Below are 21,032 nucleotides of genomic sequence, written 5' to 3' on the forward strand. Positions count from 1 at the left end.
GTCGACACAGCGCCGCGCCCGTTTCACTCCGGGCGCGGCGCTGTCACGTCGTCGCACCCTTTTTTATCCGATCGACACTTATAGGAACGCTCGCCTTGGCTACGCTGATTTGCGGCTCGCTCGCCTACGACAACATCATGACCTTCGAAGGGCGCTTTCGGGAGCACATCCTGCCGGAACAGGTCCACATCCTGAACGTCAGCTTCCTTGTGCCGACGATGCGCCGCGAGTTTGGCGGCTGCGCGGGCAATATCGCCTACTCGCTGCATCTGCTGGGCGGCGACGCACATATCATGGCGACGCTCGGCGCCGTCGACGCGCAGTTGTACATCGATCGTCTCGACGCGCTCGGCCTGTCGAAACAGCACGTGCGCGTGCTGCCCGACACGTATTCGGCGCAGGCGATGATCACGACCGACCTCGAAAACAATCAGATCACGGCATTCCACCCGGGCGCGATGATGCAGTCGCATCTGAATCGCGCGGACCAGCCCGGCGTGAAGCTTGGCATCGTCGCGCCGGACGGCTTCGACGGGATGATCCAGCACTCCGAACAGTTCGCGGCGGCGGGCATTCCGTTCATCTTCGATCCGGGTCAAGGGTTGCCGCTTTTCGACGGCGCGTCGCTGCGCCGCATGATTGAACTTGCCACCTACGTCGCAGTCAATGATTACGAAGCTGCGCTGGTGAGCAACAAGACGGGCTGGTCGATCGAAGAGATCGCGAGCCACGTCGATGCGCTGATCGTGACGCGTGGCGAGCACGGGGCGCAGATTCACCATGCAGGCGGCATCGAAGAGGTTCCGGCCGTCAAGGCGAAGCAGGTGCTGGACCCCACGGGTTGCGGCGATGCGTTCCGGGGTGGCCTGCTGTATGGCATCGAGAAGGATCTGGGCTGGGCGACCACCGGCCGTCTCGCGAGCCTGATGGGCGCGCTCAAGATCGAGCATCAAGGGCCGCAGAATTACGCGCCTTCGCGCGCGGAGATCAACGAACGGTTCAAGCAGGCATTCGGTTACGAACTGCCGCACGGCGCCTGACGCAAGCGGATCGTGCCTGCTGCGCATGCGCTGCGCCTGACCGGTCGGGTTTGAGGGGCTCGAAGCGAGCCCGTTTGGAGTCAAGGGAATGAAAACAACGAGTCGTACGTTGAGTCGCCTGGTACTGGGCGCGGTGATTGCGGGTTCGCTCGCCATGACGGGTTGTGCGTACAACAGCAGTTCTGCTGATGTCTATACGTCATCGCAGGCGCAGCGTGAAGAGACGGTGCGCATGGGCGTTGTCGACAGCGTGCGCGCGGTCAAGATCAGCTCGAACAATGGCCAGCCTAGCGGGATCGGGGCGATTGGTGGCGGTGCGCTTGGCGCGGTGGCTGGCAGCGCGATCGGCGGCGGGCGGGGTTCGATACTGACGGGTATTGTTGGCGGGCTTGCGGGCGCTGTCGCAGGTAACACGATCGAGAACAGCACGGCGATGCGCGATGGCGTCGAGATTACCGTGCGGCTGGATAACGGCGATATGCGCGCCATTACGCAAAGTGCGACGGGTGAGATTTTTCGCGCTGGCGAGAGGGTGCGGCTGTTGTCGAGTGGTGGTGTGACTCGCGTCACGCATTGAGCTTTTCTTTTTTCCCTGCCGGCGGCGTGGAAGCGCTGTGACGGCAACCTCACACGCATGTGCTCCCCTGTGCATGCGTTTTTTTTTGCCTTTTGGGGGCGGTCGGTCGGGTTTTGTTTGGGCTTTGCGCTGGCATCCGCGATGCGTTAGCGTGCTTCACGCGTCGCGGTTTGGTGTTTTGGCCTTTTCGCTGGCATCCGCGATTCGTTAGCGTGCTTCACGCGTCGCCGTTTGGTGTTTCGGCCTTTTCGCTGGCATCTGCGCTTCGTTAGCGTGCTTCACGCGTCGCCGTTTGGTGTTTTGGCCTTATCGCTGGCATCCGCGATTCGTTAGCTCGCTTCACGCGTCGCCCCTGTGCGGGGCGGCACCTACTTTTCTTTGCCGCCGTGTACAGACTGGAGACATCGCTGACAGGTGTACAGGGACATCGTTGACACTTTCGGGTAATCAAACGCCCGGATTTTCAACCATGCCCTGGGATGTAAAAGACATCATGAATCGCCGCGAAGATTTCGTCCGTGAGGCCGCCACACAGGCGCTCGCGTTCAGCGAACTGTGCCGCAAATACACGATCACCCGCCAGACCGGCTACAAGTGGCTGGCCCGTCACAGGGCGGAAGGCATCAAGGGCCTGGCCGACCGCTCCCGCCGCCCGCATCACAGTCCCAAACGCTCAGCGCAGACCATCGAGGCGCGGGTGCTCGAAATGCGCCAGGCGCACGGCTGGGGCGGGCGCAAGATCGCCCAGCGCCTGCGCGATCTGGGCGAAACACAGATTCCCGCGCCCGCCACGATCACTGAGATCCTGCGCCGTCACGGGCTCATCGATGAACAGGCGTCGCGCCAGCGCCAGCACTGGCAGCGCTTCGAGCACGAGTATCCGAACTCGCTGTGGCAGATGGACTTCAAGGGTGACTTCCCGACCCTGGAGAGCGGACGCTGCGCGCCATTGACGGTCATCGATGACCACTCGCGCTACAACGTCGTGCTGAGCGCCTGCTCGCGCACCACCACGCAGGTCGTGCAGGAAGCGCTGGAGCGGGCGTTCCGCTGCTACGGGCTGCCTTCGTGCATCAACACCGACAACGGCGCGCCATGGGGCTCGCCCAGCGCGCCGGGCCAGCTCACCGAGCTCGCGGTCTGGCTGATCCGGCTGGGCATCCATGTGAGCTATAGCCGGCCGTATCACCCGCAGACCAACGGCAAGGATGAACGGTTTCACCGCTCGCTGAAGGCCGAAGTGTTGCAGCGGCATGCGTTCACCACGCACGAGCACGTGCAGCGGGAACTGGATCGCTGGCGGCAGGTGTACAACACCGAGCGTCCGCACGAGGCACTGGGAATGGCGGTGCCGCTCACCCGCTACGCGTGCAGCCTGCGCAGGATGCCTGGGCGGCTGCCAGAGCCCGAATACCGCTGCGGCGACGAGGTTTTACGGGTCAACTCAAGCGGCGTGGTGCGCGTGCGCGGCGAGAAACTGAAGCTCTCGATCGCACTCAAGGGACTGCAGGTGGCCGCCCGCCCGAGCGAGGACGAAGACGGTGTGATCGACATCTGGTTCGCCCATCAGCGGGTCGCAAAACTTGACCTGAAGGCAGCAAAACCCTGACTATCATGTGTCAGCGATGTCTCTGTACATGTGTCAACCATGTCTCCAGTCTGTACACCGCCGCAAAGAAAAGTAGGCAAAAGAAAGCGGCTCACACCGCCAATTCTTGACGTTTACCCACGGGCCCCCAACGTCCCCATCCTTCACACGCCAGTGCCGTGGTTGGCGCCCGTTGCCAACGCTTCGAATCAACGCCTCACCCGCCTCGAATACCCGTGCTTGAGCCAGCGGTAGCGAATGGTATGGGCCGCCCAGGTGGCAAACTGTGTGTAGGTTGTCGCGTCGTATGGCCTGGCGCTCTTACCGGGTGGGGCGCGTGCGCTATTGGTCTGGAGTGAAGCGTGTGGAGCACCGAGGGCCTACACACAGTTTGCCACCTGGGCGGCCGTGGACTATCTGGCACGGCTTGGTATGACGCGGGGGCATGAAGCGGGTGAGGCGCTCATTCAGAGCGTTGGCAACGAACTGTGAACAACTGCGCTGCCGTGTGAAACGTGGGGACGTTGGGGGCCCGTGGGCAAACGTCAAGCGCTGGCGGTGTGAGCCGCTTTCGTTTGCCTACTTTTCTTTGCGGCGGCAAAGAAAAGTAGGTGCCGCCCCGCACAGGGGCAACGCGTGAAGCACGCTAACGAAGCGCGGATGCCAGCGAACAGGCCAAAACACCAAACGGCGACGCCTGAAGCACGCTAACAATTCGCGGATGCCAGCGAAAGCAAAAGCGCGAGCAAGAGCAACCCAGCAAATGCCCCAGCCACAACAGAACCCATCGTCGAAGACAAACCAAAACCAAAACCAAAAAACAAAAAATCCCGCCACCAGTCACCCGGCGACGGGATCAACGCTGATCGAGCAACAACCGCCACTCAATCAACCGACGCACTCACGTGCGTCACTTCTTACGGACGGCTGCCCGTCGGGAACGGCCATGCTGCAGCCGGGTTCAGAGCCGTCTTCACCGTAGCAGCCGGCGCCGTCGAAGCAGCGGGCGCAGCCGGAGCAGGTGCTGCCTTCTTCGCAACAGCCTTCTTCGCAGGGGCAGCCTTCTTCGCAGGCGCAGCGGCCTTCTTCGCGGCAGCCTTCTTCGCAGGCGCAGCCTTTTTGGCGGCAGCCTTTTTCGCAGGCGCCTTCTTCGCAGCGGCCTTCTTCGCTGCAGCCTTCTTCGCCGGCGCTGCCTTCTTCGCAGCAACCTTCTTCACGGCGACTTTCTTCGCCGCAACCTTCTTCGCTGCAGCCTTCTTCGCCGGTGCTGCCTTCTTCGCTGCAACCTTCTTCACGGCGACTTTCTTCGCTGCAACCTTCTTCGTTGCGACCTTCTTCGCAGCTGCCTTCTTCGCCGGTGCAGCCTTCTTCGCTGCAACCTTCTTCACGGCGACTTTCTTCGCAGCGACCTTCTTCACGGCAACCTTCTTCACCGCTGCCTTCTTCGCCGGAGCAGCCTTCTTCGCAACGACCTTCTTCGCTGCAGCCTTCTTGGCTGCCGGTTTCTTCTTGGCGAGTGCCATCATTTTCTCCTTCAGGTTTTCAGATGAGAGTCAGTTCAAACTACACCCTTCGTCAAAACCCGCTTCCCGCGGACGCTTCTCACGGCGGCCACTGCGAAGCGGGCTATTCATCGGCGTACGCAGCTCCAGCGCGCTTACGCTAATGAATACGGTAAGGCGCGCCGTGCCATCGGGCACAGCGCGCCAAGTCCAGTCGGCGCCGGATCTCGACGCCGCGAATCGTTTGATCGAGCCGCTCGCTCTGTAGCGAACGGCTTTTTCCGGGGGGAAGTTTGCCCATCCCACTGAAGGGTTCGCAAAGTGCCTGTGATCTTTATAGGCCGTGGTAATCCACGGCGCACCGGGCACGCTCTGCATCAGGCGGTCATGCTCCTCACCAAACTTGCCGCGGCACAGCCAGCGGCAACCCCATCAAATACATATGCGACGCGTTGGGTTATTCCCAGGACAGCGCGCCACCGGTCTGATATTCGATAACCCGAGTCTCGAAGAAGTTGCGCTCCTTCTTCAGGTCGATCATCTCGCTCATCCACGGGAACGGGTTTTCCTCGTTCGGGAACAGCGGATCGAGACCGATCTGCTGGCAACGGCGGTTGCAGATGAAGCGCAAATAGCTCTTGAACATCGACGCATTGAGGCCGAGCACCCCGCGCGGCATCGTGTCTTCTGCGTAGCGATATTCGAGGTCGACCGCAGCCTTGAAGATCTCGCGGATCTCCGCGCGGAACTCAGCCGTCCAAAGATGCGGGTTTTCGAGTTTGATCTGGTTGATCAGGTCGATGCCGAAGTTGCAGTGCATCGACTCGTCACGCAGGATGTATTGGTACTGTTCCGCCGCGCCCGTCATCTTGTTCTGGCGGCCGAGCGCCAGGATTTGCGTAAAGCCGACGTAGAAGAACAGCCCTTCCATCACGCACGCGAACACGATCAGCGACTTGAGGAGTTTCTGGTCTGCCTCGAGCGTACCCGTCTTGAAGGCCGGGTCGGTCAGCGTGTGGATGAACGGAATCAGGAATTCGTCTTTGGCGCGAATCGACGCGACTTCATGGTACGCGTTGAAGATTTCGCCCTCGTCGAGACCGAGCGACTCGACGATGTACTGGTATGCGTGCGTGTGGATCGCCTCTTCGAACGCCTGGCGCAGCAGGAACTGGCGGCATTCGGGCGCCGTGATGTGGCGGTACGTACCGAGGACGATGTTGTTCGCGGCGAGCGAGTCGGCCGTCACGAAGAAGCCGAGGTTGCGCTTGACGATGCGGCGCTCGTCTTCGGTCAGACCGTTCGGGTCTTTCCACAGCGCGATGTCGCGCGACATGTTGATTTCTTGCGGCATCCAGTGGTTCGCGCAACCGGAGAGGTACTTCTCCCACGCCCACTTGTACTTGAACGGCACCAGCTGATTGACGTCGGTCTGGCCGTTGATGATGCGTTTGTCGGCGACATTCACGCGCGCTTCGGAAGCGACTGCCGGCGAGTTGGTCTGTGCCGGCGGAGCGACTGCGAAGTCGTTCGCGAAGATGTTTTGAGCCGAGGGAGCTTGATGAGCGGAACGCGTTTCGACTTGCGAACCGACGGCCGTTCCCGCAGCGTTGCGCAACACGTTTTGTTGCGAAGCACTCGAGGGAGTTACGGCAGTGATCTCGTCATCCCAGTTGAGCATAAATGTCACCATCAATTTAGATCGGTTTGTACCATCTTTTCACGAGCGTTAAAAGGGTCCGCTCATGAAAAATCCTGTTTTCGAATCGCGTTGCGACCTACATACAACACTTTGTTCATTGGTGTGTGAAGGTCACGCGTTGCGATTCGATCGAAACGTGTGTCGATGAAGCGCGATGCACGATCGAAAGCGCGTTGCTTCAGTGATGCGTATGCGTTGCTTCTGCGTTGTTCCGAACTCGAAACGTTGCTGCTTCGCTTGCGTTGCGCGTGTCGTGCGAAGCGCGTTGGGCGCGCGATGCATCGGCATCTCGTCGCTCGCGCTACGCCTTCATCATGCGAGCGCCGTTCAGGGTTTTCTCGCACATGTCGCTGAGGTGTAGCACGCGATGTTCCTCGTTGCGTCGCGTGCTTCTCTGTTGCGACTGCCACGAGCGCCACGCTGGCTTCGTGTCGCGATGAGCGGTGCGTTCGGCCGACTCCGCTCATCGCTTGCTGCTGATTTGCTGCCTGTCTGCTGCTACCGCCGGCGAGCGCCGGCGGCTGACTCACTACTATATGAAGCGTTGCGCTTACTGGCAGGCTTCGCACTCTTCGAAGCCAGGATCGCCCGGACGCATCATGCACACGGGACCATCCGCTTCCGGCGCAGCCTCGACTGCCGCCGCCGCCGATGCCTGGAAGCCGCCCGTCACACCCGACGAACCCACACCGCCGCCGACGCCGAAGCCGCCCGCTGCGCCGCCGGCACCACCCGCGCCGCCGTCGCTCGACGGCACTGCGTTCAGCGCGCCGTGCGCGACCGTCGACTTCTCGACGTGCGTCGCCGCCATCGTGCGGAGGTAGTACGTCGTCTTCAGGCCGCGCAGCCACGCGAGCTTGTAGACCTCGTCGAGCTTCTTGCCTGACGCGCCTGCCATGTAGATGTTGAGCGACTGCGCCTGGTCGATCCACTTCTGACGGCGCGACGCCGCTTCGACCAGCCACGTTGCATCGACTTCGAACGCGGTCGCGTAGATCGCGCGGAGGTCGCCCGGCACGCGGTCGATGCGCGACAGCGAGCCGTCGAAGTACTTCAGGTCGGCGACCATCACTTCGTCCCACAGGCCGCGCGCCTTCAGATCACGCACGAGGTAGTCGTTCACCACCGTGAATTCGCCCGACAGGTTCGACTTCACGTACAGGTTCTGGAACGTCGGCTCGATACATGCAGACACGCCGATGATGTTCGAGATCGTCGCCGTCGGGGCGATCGCGACGCAGTTCGAGTTGCGCATGCCGTACGTCGCGATGCGCGAGCGCAGCGACGCCCAGTCCATCGATTCGCTCGAATCGACTTCGATGTAGCCGCCGCGCGCTTCCTCGAGCAGCTTCAGCGTGTCCTGCGGGAGGATGCCGCGATCCCACAGCGAGCCGCGGTAGGTCGCGTAACGGCCGCGCTCTTCCGCCAGTTCCGTCGACGCCCAGTATGCGTAGTAGCAGACGGCTTCCATCGAACGGTCGGCGAACTCGACGGCTTCCTGCGAGGCGTACGGCGTGCGCAGCACGTGCAGGCAATCCTGGAAGCCCATGATGCCCATGCCGACCGGACGGTGCTTCAGGTTCGAGTTACGCGCCTTCGCGACCGCGTAGTAGTTGATGTCGATCACGTTGTCGAGCATGCGCATCGCGACGCTGATCGTGCGCTTCAGCTTGTCGTGGTCGAGCGCCACCGTGCCGTCGGCCTGCTCCTTCAGATGCGCGACGAGGTTCACCGAGCCGAGGTTGCAGACGGCGATTTCAGTGTCGCTCGTGTTCAGCGTGATTTCCGTGCAGAGGTTCGACGAGTGGACGACGCCGACATGCTGCTGCGGCGAGCGCACATTGCACGGATCCTTGAACGTGATCCACGGATGGCCCGTTTCGAACAGCATGCCCAGCATCTTGCGCCACAGTTGCGCCGCCGGGATCTTCTTGAACAGCTTGATCTCGCCGCGCGCCGCTTTCTCTTCGTAAGCCGTGTAGGCCTTCTCGAAGTCGGCGCCGAACAGGTCGTGCAGGTCCGGGCAGGTGGACGGCGAGAACAGCGTCCAGTCGCCGCCTTCGTGGACACGCTTCATGAACAGGTCGGGAATCCAGTTCGCCGTGTTCATGTCGTGCGTGCGGCGACGGTCGTCACCCGTGTTCTTGCGCAGCTCGAGGAATTCTTCGATGTCGAGGTGCCACGATTCCAGGTACGCGCACACCGCGCCCTTGCGCTTGCCGCCCTGGTTCACGGCGACGGCCGTGTCGTTGACGACCTTCAGGAACGGCACGACGCCTTGCGACTTGCCGTTGGTGCCCTTGATGTGCGAGCCGAGCGCGCGCACGCGCGTCCAGTCGTTGCCCAGACCGCCGGCGAACTTCGACAGCAGCGCGTTTTCCTTCAGCGCTTCGTAGATGCCGTCGAGGTCGTCGTCGACCGTCGTCAGGTAGCACGACGACAGTTGCGAGCGGCGCGTGCCCGAGTTGAACAGCGTCGGCGTCGACGACATGAAGTCGAACGACGACAGCACGTTGTAGAACTCGATCGCGCGCGCTTCGCGGTCGATCTCGTTCAGCGACAGACCCATCGCGACACGCATAAAGAATGCCTGCGGCATTTCGATGCGCGTGCCGTCGGCGTGCAGGAAGTAGCGGTCATACAGCGTCTGCAAGCCGAGGTAGCCGAACTGCAGGTCGCGGTTCGCGTCGAGCGCGGCGCCCAGGCGCTTCAGGTCGAACTGCAGCAGCTTGTCGTCGAGCAGTTCGGCCTGCACGCCACGCTTGATGAAGAGCGGGAAGTACTCGGCATAGCGCTCGCCCATTTCGGCTTGCGTGACTTCCTCTTCGAGGATCTCGCGGCGGATCGTGTGCAGCAGGATGCGAGCCGTCACCTGGCTGTAGGCCGGGTCCTTTTCGATCATCGTGCGCGCAGCGAGGATGGCCGAGTCGTAGACCTGGCTCATCGGCACGCCGTCGTACAGGTTCTTGATCGTTTCCGTGACGATCGGCTCGGCGCTCACTGCGTCGCCCAGATTCGCGCAGGCGGATTCGATGATGCCGCGCAGCGCTGCCATATCCAGCGGACGCGTGATGCCGTTGTCGGTCACGTTCAGGCCCGACGCACCTGCCGTGACTTCCGGCTCATGGCTGCGTTCCTGGCTGCGCTTCTCGCGGTACAGCACGTAAGCACGCGCGACGTTGTGCTCGCCCGTGCGCATCAGCGCGAGTTCGACCTGATCCTGAATGTCTTCGATATGGAACGTGCCGCCGTTCGGGCGGCTGCGCACCAGCGCGCGCACGACGTTCTGCGTGAGTTGCTCGACCAGTTCGCGAACGCGTGCCGACGCCGCGCCCTGACCACCGTTGACGGCCAGAAACGCCTTCGTCACGGCGATGGCGATTTTCGAAGGCTCGAACGACACCACGCTGCCATTGCGACGGATCACCTTGTAGTCGGCGTAGCTCGTCTGCGGCGCGAGCGCTGCTGCGCCCTGTGCGAGCGCTTCGGGGCGGCCAGCGGGTGCGCCTTCGAACCGGGTCGTCACGTTGTCGGTGGTTTGCATGTGCAAAGCTCCTGGTCTTGGAATAGTGCGGAGTTACCGCGGATTAGTACAAACGCTGCGCCACCCCGGACGCATGCGATGAGGATGAAGAAGAGGAACAGCGGGAACCTTGCAACAGAGAGGCCGGATGCGACAGATCCGTCGGGACGTACTTCAACGTTGTGTGTGTCGCGATCACTTGGCTGCGCCTTTTCTTCGAATTTGCCGACGCACCGGTTCTCGTAACTGGTTGCGCCGCATCAGGTTTTTCAGTGCCGGTAATGCCGACGGCGCCATGCTCATAGAGCGGGGCGCCGCCTGAAACACAACATCTTGTGCAAAAACTGATTAACGGCACGAAGTATAGTGTACTGAACCGCCATCGCAAATTCTTTTATTTGGTCTGATGATCTTGACTTTTGCGATGCCCGCGTCGGAAAAAGCTGTCGGGGAAGAGACGCGCATTCACAATGCGCTTGCGCTGTCTGTTGGATACCGCGCAGAAAAATTCACGCGCTTACGGCGTTATCGGCGCGCGCGTCGACGGATGCAGATAGGGGAAGTACTGATCGGCGAGCGCGGTGTCGCGCTGCAGACGCGGCCAGTCGAAGTGCGGACCGGGATCGGTCTTGCGGCCCGGCGCGATGTCCGAGTGGCCGGCGAGCGCTTCGATCGCGTAGTGCGCCGCGAGCGCCTGCACGAGCGGCGCGAGCGTCGCGTATTGCGCCGCTTCGAACGGCGATGCGTCGCTGCCTTCGAGCTCGATGCCGATCGAAAAGTCGTTGCAGCGCTCGCGTCCGAAGAAGCTGGACGCGCCCGCGTGCCACGCACGTTCGTCGCACGATACGTACTGTTCCAGCGCGCCGTCGCGATGGATCACGAAATGCGCGGACACCCGCACGTCGCGCAGATGCGCGTCGTAGTACGGATGCGCGTCGCAATCGAGCCGGTTGAGGAAGAGATCGGTGATGCCCGTACCGCCGAATTCGTTCGGCGGCAGGCTGATGTTGTGGACGACGATCAGCGTTGGACGCGCGCCATTTGGCCGCACCTCGAAATTGGGCGACGGCAGCTTGCGCGCTTCGTTGACCCAGCCGGTTGCATCGACGGTGAAACGCGCGGTGGCGTGGCCCGTCATCGCGCGTCGCGACCCGTCGGGCGGGTGGCGTAACGCTGCGCGTGATCGTGCGAGCAGAACGTCTGGCCCGCGACGAGCACGGAATCGCTCTTCGGCGCATGCACGCCACATTGGGCGCAACGGATCATCGGCTCGGCGAGCTGGCCTGCGGGCTTGCCGTTCGCAGTACCGCTCGCGTGACCATTGGCGCGCGCGCCCGTGCGCGCATTCGCGCCGGCGTCGCCGCCCGCTCCCGTGCGCGCCGACGTGCGCGCTGCGTCGGCGCGACGCAGCGCCTTCACCAGCCACTGGCCAACGATGAACAACAGAATCAGCAGAAAAATTTGTCGCATGACACTCAGACCACAGGGCGGTGCAACAGCACCTCGAAGACAAAACGGCTGCCGACATACGCAAGCAGCAGCGCGACGAACGACGCAAGCACCCAGCGCAATGCCGCGCGGCCGCGCCAACCCGACACTTTGCGCGCCGTCAGCAGCGCGCCGAACATGATCCACGACAGCAGCGCGAACACAGTCTTGTGATCGAGCTGCAGCGCGCGGTCGAGCAATTGTTCGTTGAACAGGATGCCCGAGACCAGCGTCAGCGTGAGCAGCACGAAACCCGCGCCGATCAGGCGGAACAGCAGCGTCTCCAGCGTAAGGAGCGGCGGCAGCGTGTCGAGCCAGCTCGACAGCCAGCCGTCGTTGCTCGCGGCGCTCTGCCGCGTGAGACCGCCGCCGCCGCGCATCGCGTGCAGACGCCGCTCGACCAGCAGCATCAGCACCGCATGCAGCGCGGCGATCACGAACAGACCATACGCGACGTTGGCGATCAGGAAGTGCAGCTTGAACAGCGGATCGGCTGCGTACGACAGCACGTGCACGCCGTTGAACACGAGCGGCAGCAGCGACGCAATGCACGCGAGCGGCAGCACGAGCAGACGCAAGCCGTCGAGCGGAAAAAAGAAACTCTCGATCCAGTAGATGCCCGCGCCGAGCCAGAACATCGCGGACAGCGCGAACGCGAAGCCGAACACCATCGCGTCGTGCGGGAAAATGGTGGTGTGCAGCAGCACGCCATGCGCGAGCAGCGCGACGAGAAGCACGACGCGCGTGGTAATCGACATGCCGGCGGAGGCGGCCGCCAGCCCTCGCCCGCCCGCCGGCAGCGGCGCAGCGGGAGACAGCGGCGACACGCTCCCGATCAGCGGCGCGGCCGCCGCCTGCCGGTGCGCGCGCCAGCCCGCGACGGCGAGACCGCCGTACAGGAGCGCAGTGAGGGCATACAGTACAATATCCATATTCGAAGTTTACACCAGGCCCTCCAAAGTCCGCCGGTCTCGCGCGGTGACGGAGCCGGCCGCACTGCTCATCGCCCCCCATGCTCGACAACCTCACTCAACGGATGGCGCGCGTCGTCAAGACGCTGCGCGGCGAAGCCCGGCTCACCGAGGCGAATACCCAGGAGATGCTGCGCGAAGTGCGCCTCGCACTCCTCGAAGCGGACGTGGCGCTGCCCGTCGTGCGCGACTTCATCGCGAAGGTGAAGGAAAAGGCGCTCGGCGAGGAAGTGATCGCCAGCCTGTCGCCGGGTCAGGCCCTGGTCGGCGTCGTGCAGCGCGAGCTGACGGCCGTGATCGGCGGCGACTACGAAGGCAAGGCCGTCGAACTGGATCTCGCCGTCACGCCGCCCGCCGTCATCCTGATGGCCGGCCTGCAGGGCGCGGGTAAGACGACCACGGTCGGCAAGCTCGCAAAGCTGTTGCGCGAGAAGTACAAGAAGAAAGTACTGACGGTGTCGTGCGACGTGTACCGCCCCGCCGCTATCGCGCAGTTGAAGACGGTGACCGAACAGGTCGGCGCCGACTTCTTCCCGTCGCAGCCGGACCAGAAGCCCGTCGAAATCGCGCGCGCCGCCGTCGACTGGGCGAAGCGCCACTATCACGACGTTCTGCTCGTCGACACGGCCGGCCGTCTCGGTATCGACGAAGCGATGATGAACGAAATCACCGCGCTGCATAAGGAACTGAATCCGGCCGAAACACTGTTCGTCGTCGACGCGATGCTCGGTCAGGACGCCGTGAACACCGCCAAAGCCTTCAACGACGCCCTGCCGCTCACGGGCGTCGTGCTGACCAAGCTCGACGGCGATTCGCGCGGCGGCGCGGCGCTGTCCGTGCGTCACGTGACGGGCAAGCCGATCAAGTTCGTCGGCGTGGCGGAAAAGCTCGACGGCCTCGAAATCTTCTATCCGGACCGCATGGCGAACCGGATTCTCGGCATGGGCGATATTCTCGCGCTCGTCGAGGAAGCGCAGCGCGGCGTCGACGTTCAAGCCGCGCAAAAGCTCGCCGACAAGGTCAAGAAAGGCGGCGATTTCGATCTGAACGATTTCCGCGCGCAGCTTTCACAGATGAAGAAGATGGGCGGTCTGTCGTCGCTGATGGACAAGCTGCCCGCGCAGTTCCAGCAGGCCGCGTCGAATGCCGACATGGGCCAGGCCGAAAAGCAGATGCGCCGCATGGAAGGCATCATCAACTCGATGACCGCGCAGGAGCGCGCGAAGCCCGATCTGATCAAGGCGACGCGCAAGCGCCGCATTGCCGCGGGCGCGGGCGTGCAGGTGCAGGAAGTCAACCGCCTGCTGAACCAGTACGACCAGATGCGCACGATGATGAAAAAGCTCAAGGGCGGCAATCTGCAGAAAATGATGCGCGGCATGAAGGGCATGTTGCCGGGCATGCGCTGATCCTTGCCGGCCGCTGTGCGCTCGCCGGCCAATGCGAGCGCGCGGCGGCCACCACGGCCCGGCGCGTATGCCGAACCAGACGCGGGTATATGCTGTAGCGCGCAGGGTCGTTGTCTTTCACACTATGTATACAGTTACCGCCCGTCCGACGTCATGAATCGCGAAGAAGCTCTCCACATTTTCAGTCACTCCGAAGAAATCGTTTCGGCCAGCGACGTCAACGCCTCCATCAGCCACATGGCCGACGCGATCCGCGCCGAGATGGCCGAAGACTTTCCGCTCGTGCTGTCGGTGATGGGCGGCGCGGCGGTGTTCACAGGCATGCTGCTGCCGCACCTCGATTTCCCGCTCGAGTTCGACTACATCCACCTCACCCGCTATCGCAACGCGATCAAGGGCAGCGCCGAGATGCAATGGCGAGTCGCGCCTTCGGGTTCCGTGAAGGACCGCGTCGTGCTCGTGCTCGACGACATCCTCGATGAAGGCGAGACGATGGCCGCGATCCGCGACCGCATCATGGATATGGGCGCGAAGCGCTTCATGAGCGCCGTGCTGTGCGAGAAGATCCTTCAGAAGGCGAAGCCGCTGCACCCGGATTTCTGCGGTTTCGAAGTGCCCGACCGTTACGTGTTCGGCTGCGGGATGGACGCGAAAGGCTACTGGCGCAATCTGCCGACTATCCGCGCGCTGACGGAAGGCGCCTGACGCTTTCCTGTTCGCCGTGGATAAAAAAAAGCGACCTCCCGGGGTCGCTTTTTTGTTGAACCGCTATTTGTCGAGCTGATGCACGAAAGTGCGGATGCCGCCGAGCATCATCTCCACCGAAATCGCGACGAGCACGAGACCCATCAGCCGCTCGAACGCCGTCACCGTGCGCTCGCCGAGCCATTGCTGGATGCGCTCCGCGAGCACCAGCACGATCGCGCAGACGATCATCGTCACCGTCAGCGCCGCCATCCACTCGAACATCTTGCTCGGCGCCTGCGATGTCAGCAGCATCACCGTCGCCAGCGCCGACGGGCCGGCGAGCGCGGGGATCGCGAGCGGCACGATCATCGGCTCGGCGGCCCGCGTGTCCGCGCCGAACGGGCCGTCGGGATGCGGAAAGATCATCCGCAGCGCGATCAGGAACAGCACAATGCCGCCGCCGATCCGCAATGACAGATCCGTCAGGCTCATCATCCGCAGAAAGCGGTCGCCGACCAGCATGAAGACCAGCAGGATCACGAAGGCGATGGCGACTTCGCGCAGAATCACGCGGATGCGCCGGTGAGGCGCAACACCCCGCAGGCAGTTGATGAAGAGCGGGATGTTGCCGAGTGGATCAGTGATGAGTATCAGCAGGATGGTCGCGGACAGGAAGTTGTACTCCACCGTCCGCTCCCGTCAGCGCGCAAGCGCTGCGTTGATCTTGTCGATCACGACCTGCGCCGCGCCTTCGACGGGCAACAGCGTGGCTTCTGCGTCGCGGCGGCCCTGGTACTCGAGCTTGCCGTCCTTCAGGCCACGATCGCCGATGACCAGACGGTGCGGCACGCCGATCAGTTCCCAGTCCGCGAACATCACGCCCGGACGCTCGCCGCGATCGTCGAGAATCACGTCGATGCCCGCTGCCGTCAGCTCGTCGTGCAGCTTGTCCGCCTGCTCGCGCACGGCGTCGCTGCGGTCGTAGCCCATCGGGCACAGCACGACTTCGAACGGCGCGATCGATTCCGGCCAGATGATGCCCTTGTCGTCGAAGTTCTGCTCGATCGCCGCGCCGAGAATACGCGTGACGCCGATGCCGTAGCAGCCCATTTGCATCGGCTGCGGCTTGCCGGACTCGTCGAGGCACGTCGCGTTCATCGCTTCCGAATACTTGGTGCCGAGCTGGAACACGTGGCCAACTTCGATGCCGCGGCAAATGTCGATCACGCCCTTGCCGTCCGGCGACGGGTCGCCCTTCTTCACGTTGCGGATATCCGCGACGACCGGCTCGGGCAGATCGCGGCCCCAGTTGACGCCCGTCGTGTGGAAATCGACCTCGTTCGTGCCGACCACGAAGTCGCTCATGTTCGCGACCGTGCGGTCCGCGATCACCTTGACCGGCTTCTTCGTGTTGATCGGCCCGAGGTAGCCCGGCGGCGTGCCGAACCACTCCACAATCTCTTCTTCCGTCGCGAAGCGGAACTCGGCGAGACCCGGCAGCTTGTTGACCTTGATCTCGTTCAGGTCGTGGTCGCCGCGCAGCATCAGCAGCCAGATGGTCGGCTCGGCACCTTCGTTTTCGGTGGCGAGGATGATCGACTTGATGGTCTTTTCGAGCGGAATGTCCAGATATTCGGCGACGGCTTCGCACTTGGCCTTGCCGGGCGTCGGCGTCTTCTTCAACGCTTCCTTCGGCGCAGCGCGTTCGGCGATCAGCGGCAGCGCTTCAGCCGCTTCGACGTTCGATGCGAAATCCGACGTCGGGCAGTAAGCGATATCGTCTTCGCCCGTATCGGCGATCACGTGGAATTCATGCGAGCCGCTGCCGCCGATCGAGCCGTTGTCCGCCGCGACCGCGCGGAAGTCGAGGCCGAGGCGCGTGAAGATGCGCACATAGGCGTCGTACATCTTGCGATACGACTCTTTCAGGCCGTCCGCGTCCTTATCGAACGAATACGCGTCCTTCATGATGAACTCACGGCCGCGCATCACGCCGAAACGCGGACGGATTTCGTCGCGGAACTTCGTCTGGATCTGATAGAAGTTCACGGGCAGCTGACGGTAGCTCTTGATCTGGTTACGCGCGATATCCGTCACGACTTCTTCGTGCGTCGGTCCGATCACGAAGTCGGTCTGCTTGCGGTCCTTGAAGCGCAGCAGTTCGGGACCATATTTTTCCCAGCGGCCCGATTCCTGCCACAGCTCTGCCGGCTGCACAGCCGGCATCAGCAGTTCGATCCCGCCTGCACGGTTCATTTCCTCGCGCACGATCGCTTCCACCTTACGGATCGAACGCAAGCCAATTGGCAGATAGTTGTAGATGCCGCCAGCGACGCGCCGGATCATCCCGGCCCGCACCATGAGCTTGTGACTGACGATTTCCGCGTCGGCGGGCGCTTCCTTCAGGGTGCCAATAAAGAATCGGGAGGCTTTCATTCAGAATTTTCCAAAAGCGGCGGACCAAAGGGGCCGCCCGAAAGGGTAAGACGATGGGTTCGCGCGCCTGAGCGCCAGATCATGTCCGCGCACGCTGTAACAGGCCGAAAAGCGATTGTCGCATGCGCGGGCATTTGTCCAACGACGTGCCAAAAGCGCCGGAAAGCGGCTTTCGAGGCGACGGACGAGGCTTGTTGCGGGCAATCGCGCCAATCTGGTGCGAGGCGGTGCGTCGGACCCGTTATCTGTTTATAATCAAAGCAATTTTAAAGGATTCGAAGGTGGTTGTATGCTGGATCGTGAAGGCTTTCGCCCGAACGTCGGCATCATCCTCTTGAACGCTCACAACGAGGTGTTTTGGGGCAAGCGTCTGCGTGAACATTCCTGGCAGTTTCCGCAAGGGGGCATCAAGTATGGTGAGACCCCCGTGCAGGCGATGTTCAGGGAATTGCACGAAGAAACCGGCCTGCTTCCGGAGCACGTCAAGGTTATCGGTCGCACGCGTGACTGGTTGCGTTATGAGGTGCCTGACAAGTTCATCAAGCGTGAGGTCCGCGGCCATTACCGCGGCCAGAAGCAGATCTGGTTCCTGCTCCGGATGGTTGGACGCGATTGCGACATTTGTTTGCGCGCGACCGATCACCCCGAGTTCGATGCCTGGCGCTGGAACGAGTACTGGGTGCCGCTCGACTGTGTGATCGAGTTCAAGCGGGATGTGTATCAGCTGGCGTTAACGGAATTGTCCCGTTTCCTGCGGCGTCCTGCGCCGCGCACGGAACGGCCAGGTGGACATCATCACGGGCAGCGCTATCCACGGATGGCGTCGTCGGTGAATGCGCCGCCTGGGGCGTCGATGGAGTCCGCGGCGTCCGTGACCACCGTCACGACGACATTTGTAGTCGAGACGACGCTGCGTGCGACAATCGGGTCTGACTGTTCGTCGACGGAAGATCCGGCGGCCGTTCAGGCACCGGGTCTGCGCGACTGACGCTAAGCGGCTGTCCACGCCGCATCTGCCGGTGCGGCGTGAGACACGCTGCGCCGGCGTTTCGAGGAAATCACATTGAAAGTATCTGCTTTCGCCGTGGCGTGCGTCGCCGCGGGCGTTCTGCTGGCTGGCTGTTCGAGCACCAAGAATCCCACTCCGTCTGACGCTTCCAAGTCTGAAGGTCCCAAGAGCGACTTTCAGTATCTGTTCGACCGGCCGTCGACGTGGACCGAAAAGAAAGTCGATACGCTCCCGGCCATGCCGCAACCCGGCGATCTGCTGCCGTTCAACGTTTCGCAGAACACACCGCTGCAGTTCGCGCTCGATGGGAAATCGCTGACGGTCGACAGCGACGGCGTGATCCGCTACACGGTGGTCATTACGAGCCCGAGCGGCGCGCGCAACGTGAACTACGAAGGGATTCGCTGCGAAGACTACTCGTGGAAGCTGTACGCGGGACTCAACGCCGATCACGACGGCTGGGACCGCACGGTCGAAAACGATTGGTCGCGCATCGAAAACGGCGATCTGAACGCGTATCACGCAGCGCTGTATCAGGACTTTTTCTGTTCGAGCAAGTTGCCAGTCGGCAAGGCGGATGTGATTCTGAACAATATCCGATACAAGCGCGTGAACAGCACGTTGATTCGCGGAAGCTGACACGACGGGTCTGTCATCTGCGCGCGTCTGCCTGGCCGGCTCGATGCAGGCGCAACAAAAAGCCGTTCCACCTTGCGATGGAACGGCTTTTTTGTAGCCTCGCGCACGGGAGCGCGTCTAGATCAGCACCAGATTGTCCCGATGGATGAGTTCGGGCTCCAGCATGTAACCCAGCACAGATTCAATCTCGCCGCTCGGACGACGCTGGATCAGCTTCGTCTCCGCGCTGCTGTAGTTCGTCAACCCGCGCGCGACCTCGCGCCCCGACGGGCTCAGGCACGCGATCACCTCGCCGCGCGCGAACGCGCCCTGCACGCCGACTACGCCGATTGGCAGCAGACTCTTGCCGCCTTCTGTGAGCTTTTCGACAGCGCCGTCGTCGATCACGACATGCCCGCGCACCTGAAGATGATCGGCCATCCACTGCTTGCGCGCAGCCATACGAGCCGTGCGCGCGATCAGTTGTGTGCCGATCGCCTCGCCCGATGCGAGCCGGGCCAGTACGTCCGCCTCACGGCCGCTTGCGATCACCGTGTTCGCGCCGCTATGCGCCGCGCGCTTCGCCGCGAGAATTTTCGTCAACATGCCGCCGCGGCCGATGCTCGAGCCGGCGCCGCCCGCCATCGCCTCGAGTTCCGGCAAGCCCGCATCGGCCTGCTGGACGAGCGTCGCGGCCGGGTCCTTGCGCGGGTCCGCGGTGAAGAGACCTTGCTGGTCGGTCAGGATGATCAGCGCATCGCCTTCGATCAGATTCGCCACCAGCGCACCGAGCGTATCGTTGTCGCCGAACTTGATTTCGTCCGTGACGACGGTGTCGTTTTCATTGATGATCGGCACCACGCCCAGACGCAACAACGTCAGCAGCGTGGAGCGCGCGTTCAGATAGCGTTCGCGATCGGCCAGGTCGGCGTGCGTCAGCAGGATTTGCGCGGTGCGAATGGAATGCTCGGCGAAACGGCTTTCATAGACCTGCGCGAGGCCCATCTGGCCCACGGCGGCGGCTGCCTGCAGTTCGTCGATTTCACGCGGACGCCTGGTCCAGCCAAGACGCTGCATGCCCTCGGCGATCGCGCCCGAGCTGACGAGCACGACTTCCTTGCCCTGCTCGCGCAGCGCGGCGATCTGCGCGGCCCAGCGGCCAATTGCCGCGTGATCGAGCCCGCGCCCGTCGTTCGTGACGAGACTCGAACCGACTTTCACTACCAATCGCCTGGAATCTGCGATAACGGAACGCATTGTGCGCGGCCTCCAAGATGATTCGTAAGGCCGGCGCATGCTGGGAGTGCGCCGGCATCCAGGGTACGGCTGTTTACTCCTGCGGCTCGACGGGCGCGCCCGCGCTGCCGCTCGCCTGCCCTTCCCGGAAGCGCACGTCAGCGGCCATATCTTCGGCTTCCGCCGCGCGGTGCGCATCCGAATGCTCGGAGATGTAGTCGTACACGGCGTAGCAGAGGCTTTCGCAGCCTTGGCCCGTGAGCGCCGAAATTTCGAAGACGGGGCCGTCCCATTCGAAGTCTTTCAGGAATTTGGCCACGCGTGCTTCGCGCTCGTCTTCGGGAACCATGTCGAGCTTGTTCAGCACCAGCCAGCGAGGCTTGCCGAACAGCTCTTCGTCGTACTTGCGCAGTTCGTTGACGATCGCCTTCGCTTCCGCGACGGGATCGACCGATTCGTCGAACGGCGCAAGATCGACGATATGCAGCAGCAAGCCCGTGCGCTGCAAGTGCCGCAGGAACTGATGCCCCAGGCCAGCACCTTCCGCCGCGCCTTCGATCAGCCCCGGAATGTCGGCGATGACGAAGCTGCGACTCGGCCCGACGCGCACCACGCCGAGATTCGGCGCAAGGGTCGTGAACGGATAATCGGCGATTTTCGGCTTCGCGTTCGACACCGAGGAAATGAACGTCGACTTGCCCGCGTTCGGCATGCCGAGCAAACCGACATCCGCGAGCACCTTCAATTCGAGGCGCACCATGCGGCGCTCGCCCGGCTTGCCTTCCGTCTTCTGACGCGGCGCGCGATTCGTACTGGACTTGAAGTGCAGGTTGCCGAGGCCGCCCGAGCCGCCCTGCGCGATCTGCACAGTCTGGTTGTGCTCGGTGAGGTCGGCGATCAACTCGCCCGTATCCATGTCCGTGATGATCGTGCCGACGGGCATGCGCAACGTGATGTCGTCGCCGCCCTTGCCGTAGCAATCCGAGCCGCGGCCGTTTTCGCCGTTGCGCGCCTGATGTTTTTTCGCGTACCGGTAGTCGATCAGCGTGTTGATGTTGCGGTCTGCGACCGCAAAGACGCTGCCGCCGCGGCCGCCGTCGCCGCCGTCCGGACCGCCGAACGGGACGAACTTCTCGCGGCGCATCGACGCGCTGCCATCTCCCCCGTCGCCGGCGATGACTTCAATCCTCGCTTCGTCAATGAACTTCATGCGTTACTCCGTCCCGTAGGTATTGCTATTTTGCCG

General features: G+C 62.8%; 18 protein-coding genes. 7 read left to right on the forward strand and 11 right to left on the reverse strand.

Annotated features, from left to right (window positions below):
- Window positions 1–95: 95 nt before the first annotated feature.
- From C2L66_RS13880 to C2L66_RS13890, 3 genes are all read left to right on the forward strand, one after another.
- Window positions 96–1,040: a carbohydrate kinase family protein gene (locus C2L66_RS13880; RefSeq protein ID WP_060599659.1), complete on the forward strand. Its 945-nt coding sequence runs from the start codon at window positions 96–98 to the stop codon at window positions 1,038–1,040.
- Window positions 1,041–1,128: 88 nt separating this feature from the next.
- On the forward strand, window positions 1,129–1,617 hold the full coding sequence (locus C2L66_RS13885) for an outer membrane lipoprotein (protein WP_036002534.1): 489 nt from the start codon (window positions 1,129–1,131) through the stop codon (window positions 1,615–1,617).
- A gap of 469 nt (window positions 1,618–2,086) precedes the next feature.
- On the forward strand, window positions 2,087–3,226 hold the full coding sequence (locus tag C2L66_RS13890) for an IS481 family transposase (RefSeq protein WP_060599658.1): 1,140 nt from the start codon (window positions 2,087–2,089) through the stop codon (window positions 3,224–3,226).
- 896 nt (window positions 3,227–4,122) lie between these two features.
- Here the strand turns inward: C2L66_RS13890 and C2L66_RS13900 are convergent.
- The 7 genes from C2L66_RS13900 to C2L66_RS13930 form a co-directional block, all read right to left on the reverse strand.
- Window positions 4,123–4,728, reverse strand: coding sequence for a histone H1-like DNA-binding protein (locus C2L66_RS13900; RefSeq protein WP_036003902.1), 606 nt, complete (start codon window positions 4,726–4,728; stop codon window positions 4,123–4,125).
- 30 nt (window positions 4,729–4,758) lie between these two features.
- Window positions 4,759–5,085: a hypothetical protein gene (locus C2L66_RS13905; RefSeq protein ID WP_082433725.1), complete on the reverse strand. Its 327-nt coding sequence runs from the start codon at window positions 5,083–5,085 to the stop codon at window positions 4,759–4,761.
- 79 nt (window positions 5,086–5,164) lie between these two features.
- The gene (locus C2L66_RS13910; protein ID WP_054929023.1) at window positions 5,165–6,388 is read right to left on the reverse strand and encodes a ribonucleotide-diphosphate reductase subunit beta; all 1,224 of its coding nucleotides are present in this window, start codon (window positions 6,386–6,388) and stop codon (window positions 5,165–5,167) included.
- 571 nt (window positions 6,389–6,959) lie between these two features.
- A complete protein-coding gene (locus C2L66_RS13915) occupies window positions 6,960–9,953 on the reverse strand; it encodes a ribonucleoside-diphosphate reductase subunit alpha (RefSeq protein ID WP_060599657.1) in 2,994 nt (997 codons plus the stop codon).
- Between the two features lie 496 nt (window positions 9,954–10,449).
- Window positions 10,450–11,070, reverse strand: a complete 621-nt coding sequence (gene ampD / locus C2L66_RS13920) for a 1,6-anhydro-N-acetylmuramyl-L-alanine amidase AmpD (RefSeq protein WP_054929025.1) — start codon at window positions 11,068–11,070, stop codon at window positions 10,450–10,452.
- Complete coding sequence (locus C2L66_RS13925) at window positions 11,067–11,402, reverse strand: PP0621 family protein (RefSeq protein ID WP_054929026.1); 336 nt, start codon at window positions 11,400–11,402, stop codon at window positions 11,067–11,069. The genes ampD and C2L66_RS13925 overlap by 4 nt, the downstream gene beginning before the upstream one ends.
- 5 nt (window positions 11,403–11,407) lie before the next feature.
- Window positions 11,408–12,352 carry a cytochrome C assembly family protein gene (locus C2L66_RS13930; protein ID WP_054929027.1) on the reverse strand — a complete coding sequence of 315 codons (945 nt, stop codon included), beginning with the start codon at window positions 12,350–12,352 and terminating at the stop codon, window positions 11,408–11,410.
- A gap of 80 nt (window positions 12,353–12,432) precedes the next feature.
- Between C2L66_RS13930 and ffh the strand changes: the two genes are divergently transcribed.
- Window positions 12,433–13,800: a signal recognition particle protein gene (gene ffh / locus C2L66_RS13935; protein ID WP_054929028.1), complete on the forward strand. Its 1,368-nt coding sequence runs from the start codon at window positions 12,433–12,435 to the stop codon at window positions 13,798–13,800.
- A gap of 153 nt (window positions 13,801–13,953) precedes the next feature.
- Window positions 13,954–14,505: a hypoxanthine-guanine phosphoribosyltransferase gene (locus tag C2L66_RS13940; RefSeq protein ID WP_036002518.1), complete on the forward strand. Its 552-nt coding sequence runs from the start codon at window positions 13,954–13,956 to the stop codon at window positions 14,503–14,505.
- Between the two features lie 63 nt (window positions 14,506–14,568).
- Here the strand turns inward: C2L66_RS13940 and C2L66_RS13945 are convergent, their stop codons facing one another.
- Together C2L66_RS13945 and C2L66_RS13950 are read right to left on the reverse strand one after the other, a co-directional pair.
- Window positions 14,569–15,174 carry a MarC family protein gene (locus C2L66_RS13945; RefSeq protein ID WP_054929029.1) on the reverse strand — a complete coding sequence of 202 codons (606 nt, stop codon included), beginning with the start codon at window positions 15,172–15,174 and terminating at the stop codon, window positions 14,569–14,571.
- Window positions 15,175–15,186: 12 nt separating this feature from the next.
- Complete coding sequence (locus tag C2L66_RS13950; protein WP_054929030.1) at window positions 15,187–16,923, reverse strand: proline--tRNA ligase; 1,737 nt, start codon at window positions 16,921–16,923, stop codon at window positions 15,187–15,189.
- 289 nt (window positions 16,924–17,212) lie between these two features.
- Here C2L66_RS13950 and C2L66_RS13955 point away from each other — a divergent pair, with 289 nt between their 5' ends.
- Both C2L66_RS13955 and C2L66_RS13960 read left to right on the forward strand, forming a co-directional pair.
- Entirely contained in the window at window positions 17,213–17,911 is a 699-nt protein-coding gene (locus C2L66_RS13955) for an RNA pyrophosphohydrolase (RefSeq protein WP_036002508.1), read from the forward strand.
- A gap of 75 nt (window positions 17,912–17,986) precedes the next feature.
- On the forward strand, window positions 17,987–18,571 hold the full coding sequence (locus C2L66_RS13960) for a CNP1-like family protein (RefSeq protein ID WP_054929031.1): 585 nt from the start codon (window positions 17,987–17,989) through the stop codon (window positions 18,569–18,571).
- 117 nt (window positions 18,572–18,688) lie between these two features.
- Here C2L66_RS13960 and proB read toward each other — a convergent pair whose 3' ends face one another.
- Window positions 18,689–19,807, reverse strand: a complete 1,119-nt coding sequence (gene proB, locus C2L66_RS13965; RefSeq protein WP_036002504.1) for a glutamate 5-kinase — start codon at window positions 19,805–19,807, stop codon at window positions 18,689–18,691.
- A gap of 73 nt (window positions 19,808–19,880) precedes the next feature.
- Window positions 19,881–20,996: an Obg family GTPase CgtA gene (cgtA, locus tag C2L66_RS13970; protein ID WP_054929032.1), complete on the reverse strand. Its 1,116-nt coding sequence runs from the start codon at window positions 20,994–20,996 to the stop codon at window positions 19,881–19,883.
- Window positions 20,997–21,032: the final 36 nt, after the last annotated feature.

This window comes from Paraburkholderia caribensis (assembly GCF_002902945.1).
GTDB classification, from domain to species: Bacteria; Pseudomonadota; Gammaproteobacteria; order Burkholderiales; family Burkholderiaceae; genus Paraburkholderia; species Paraburkholderia caribensis.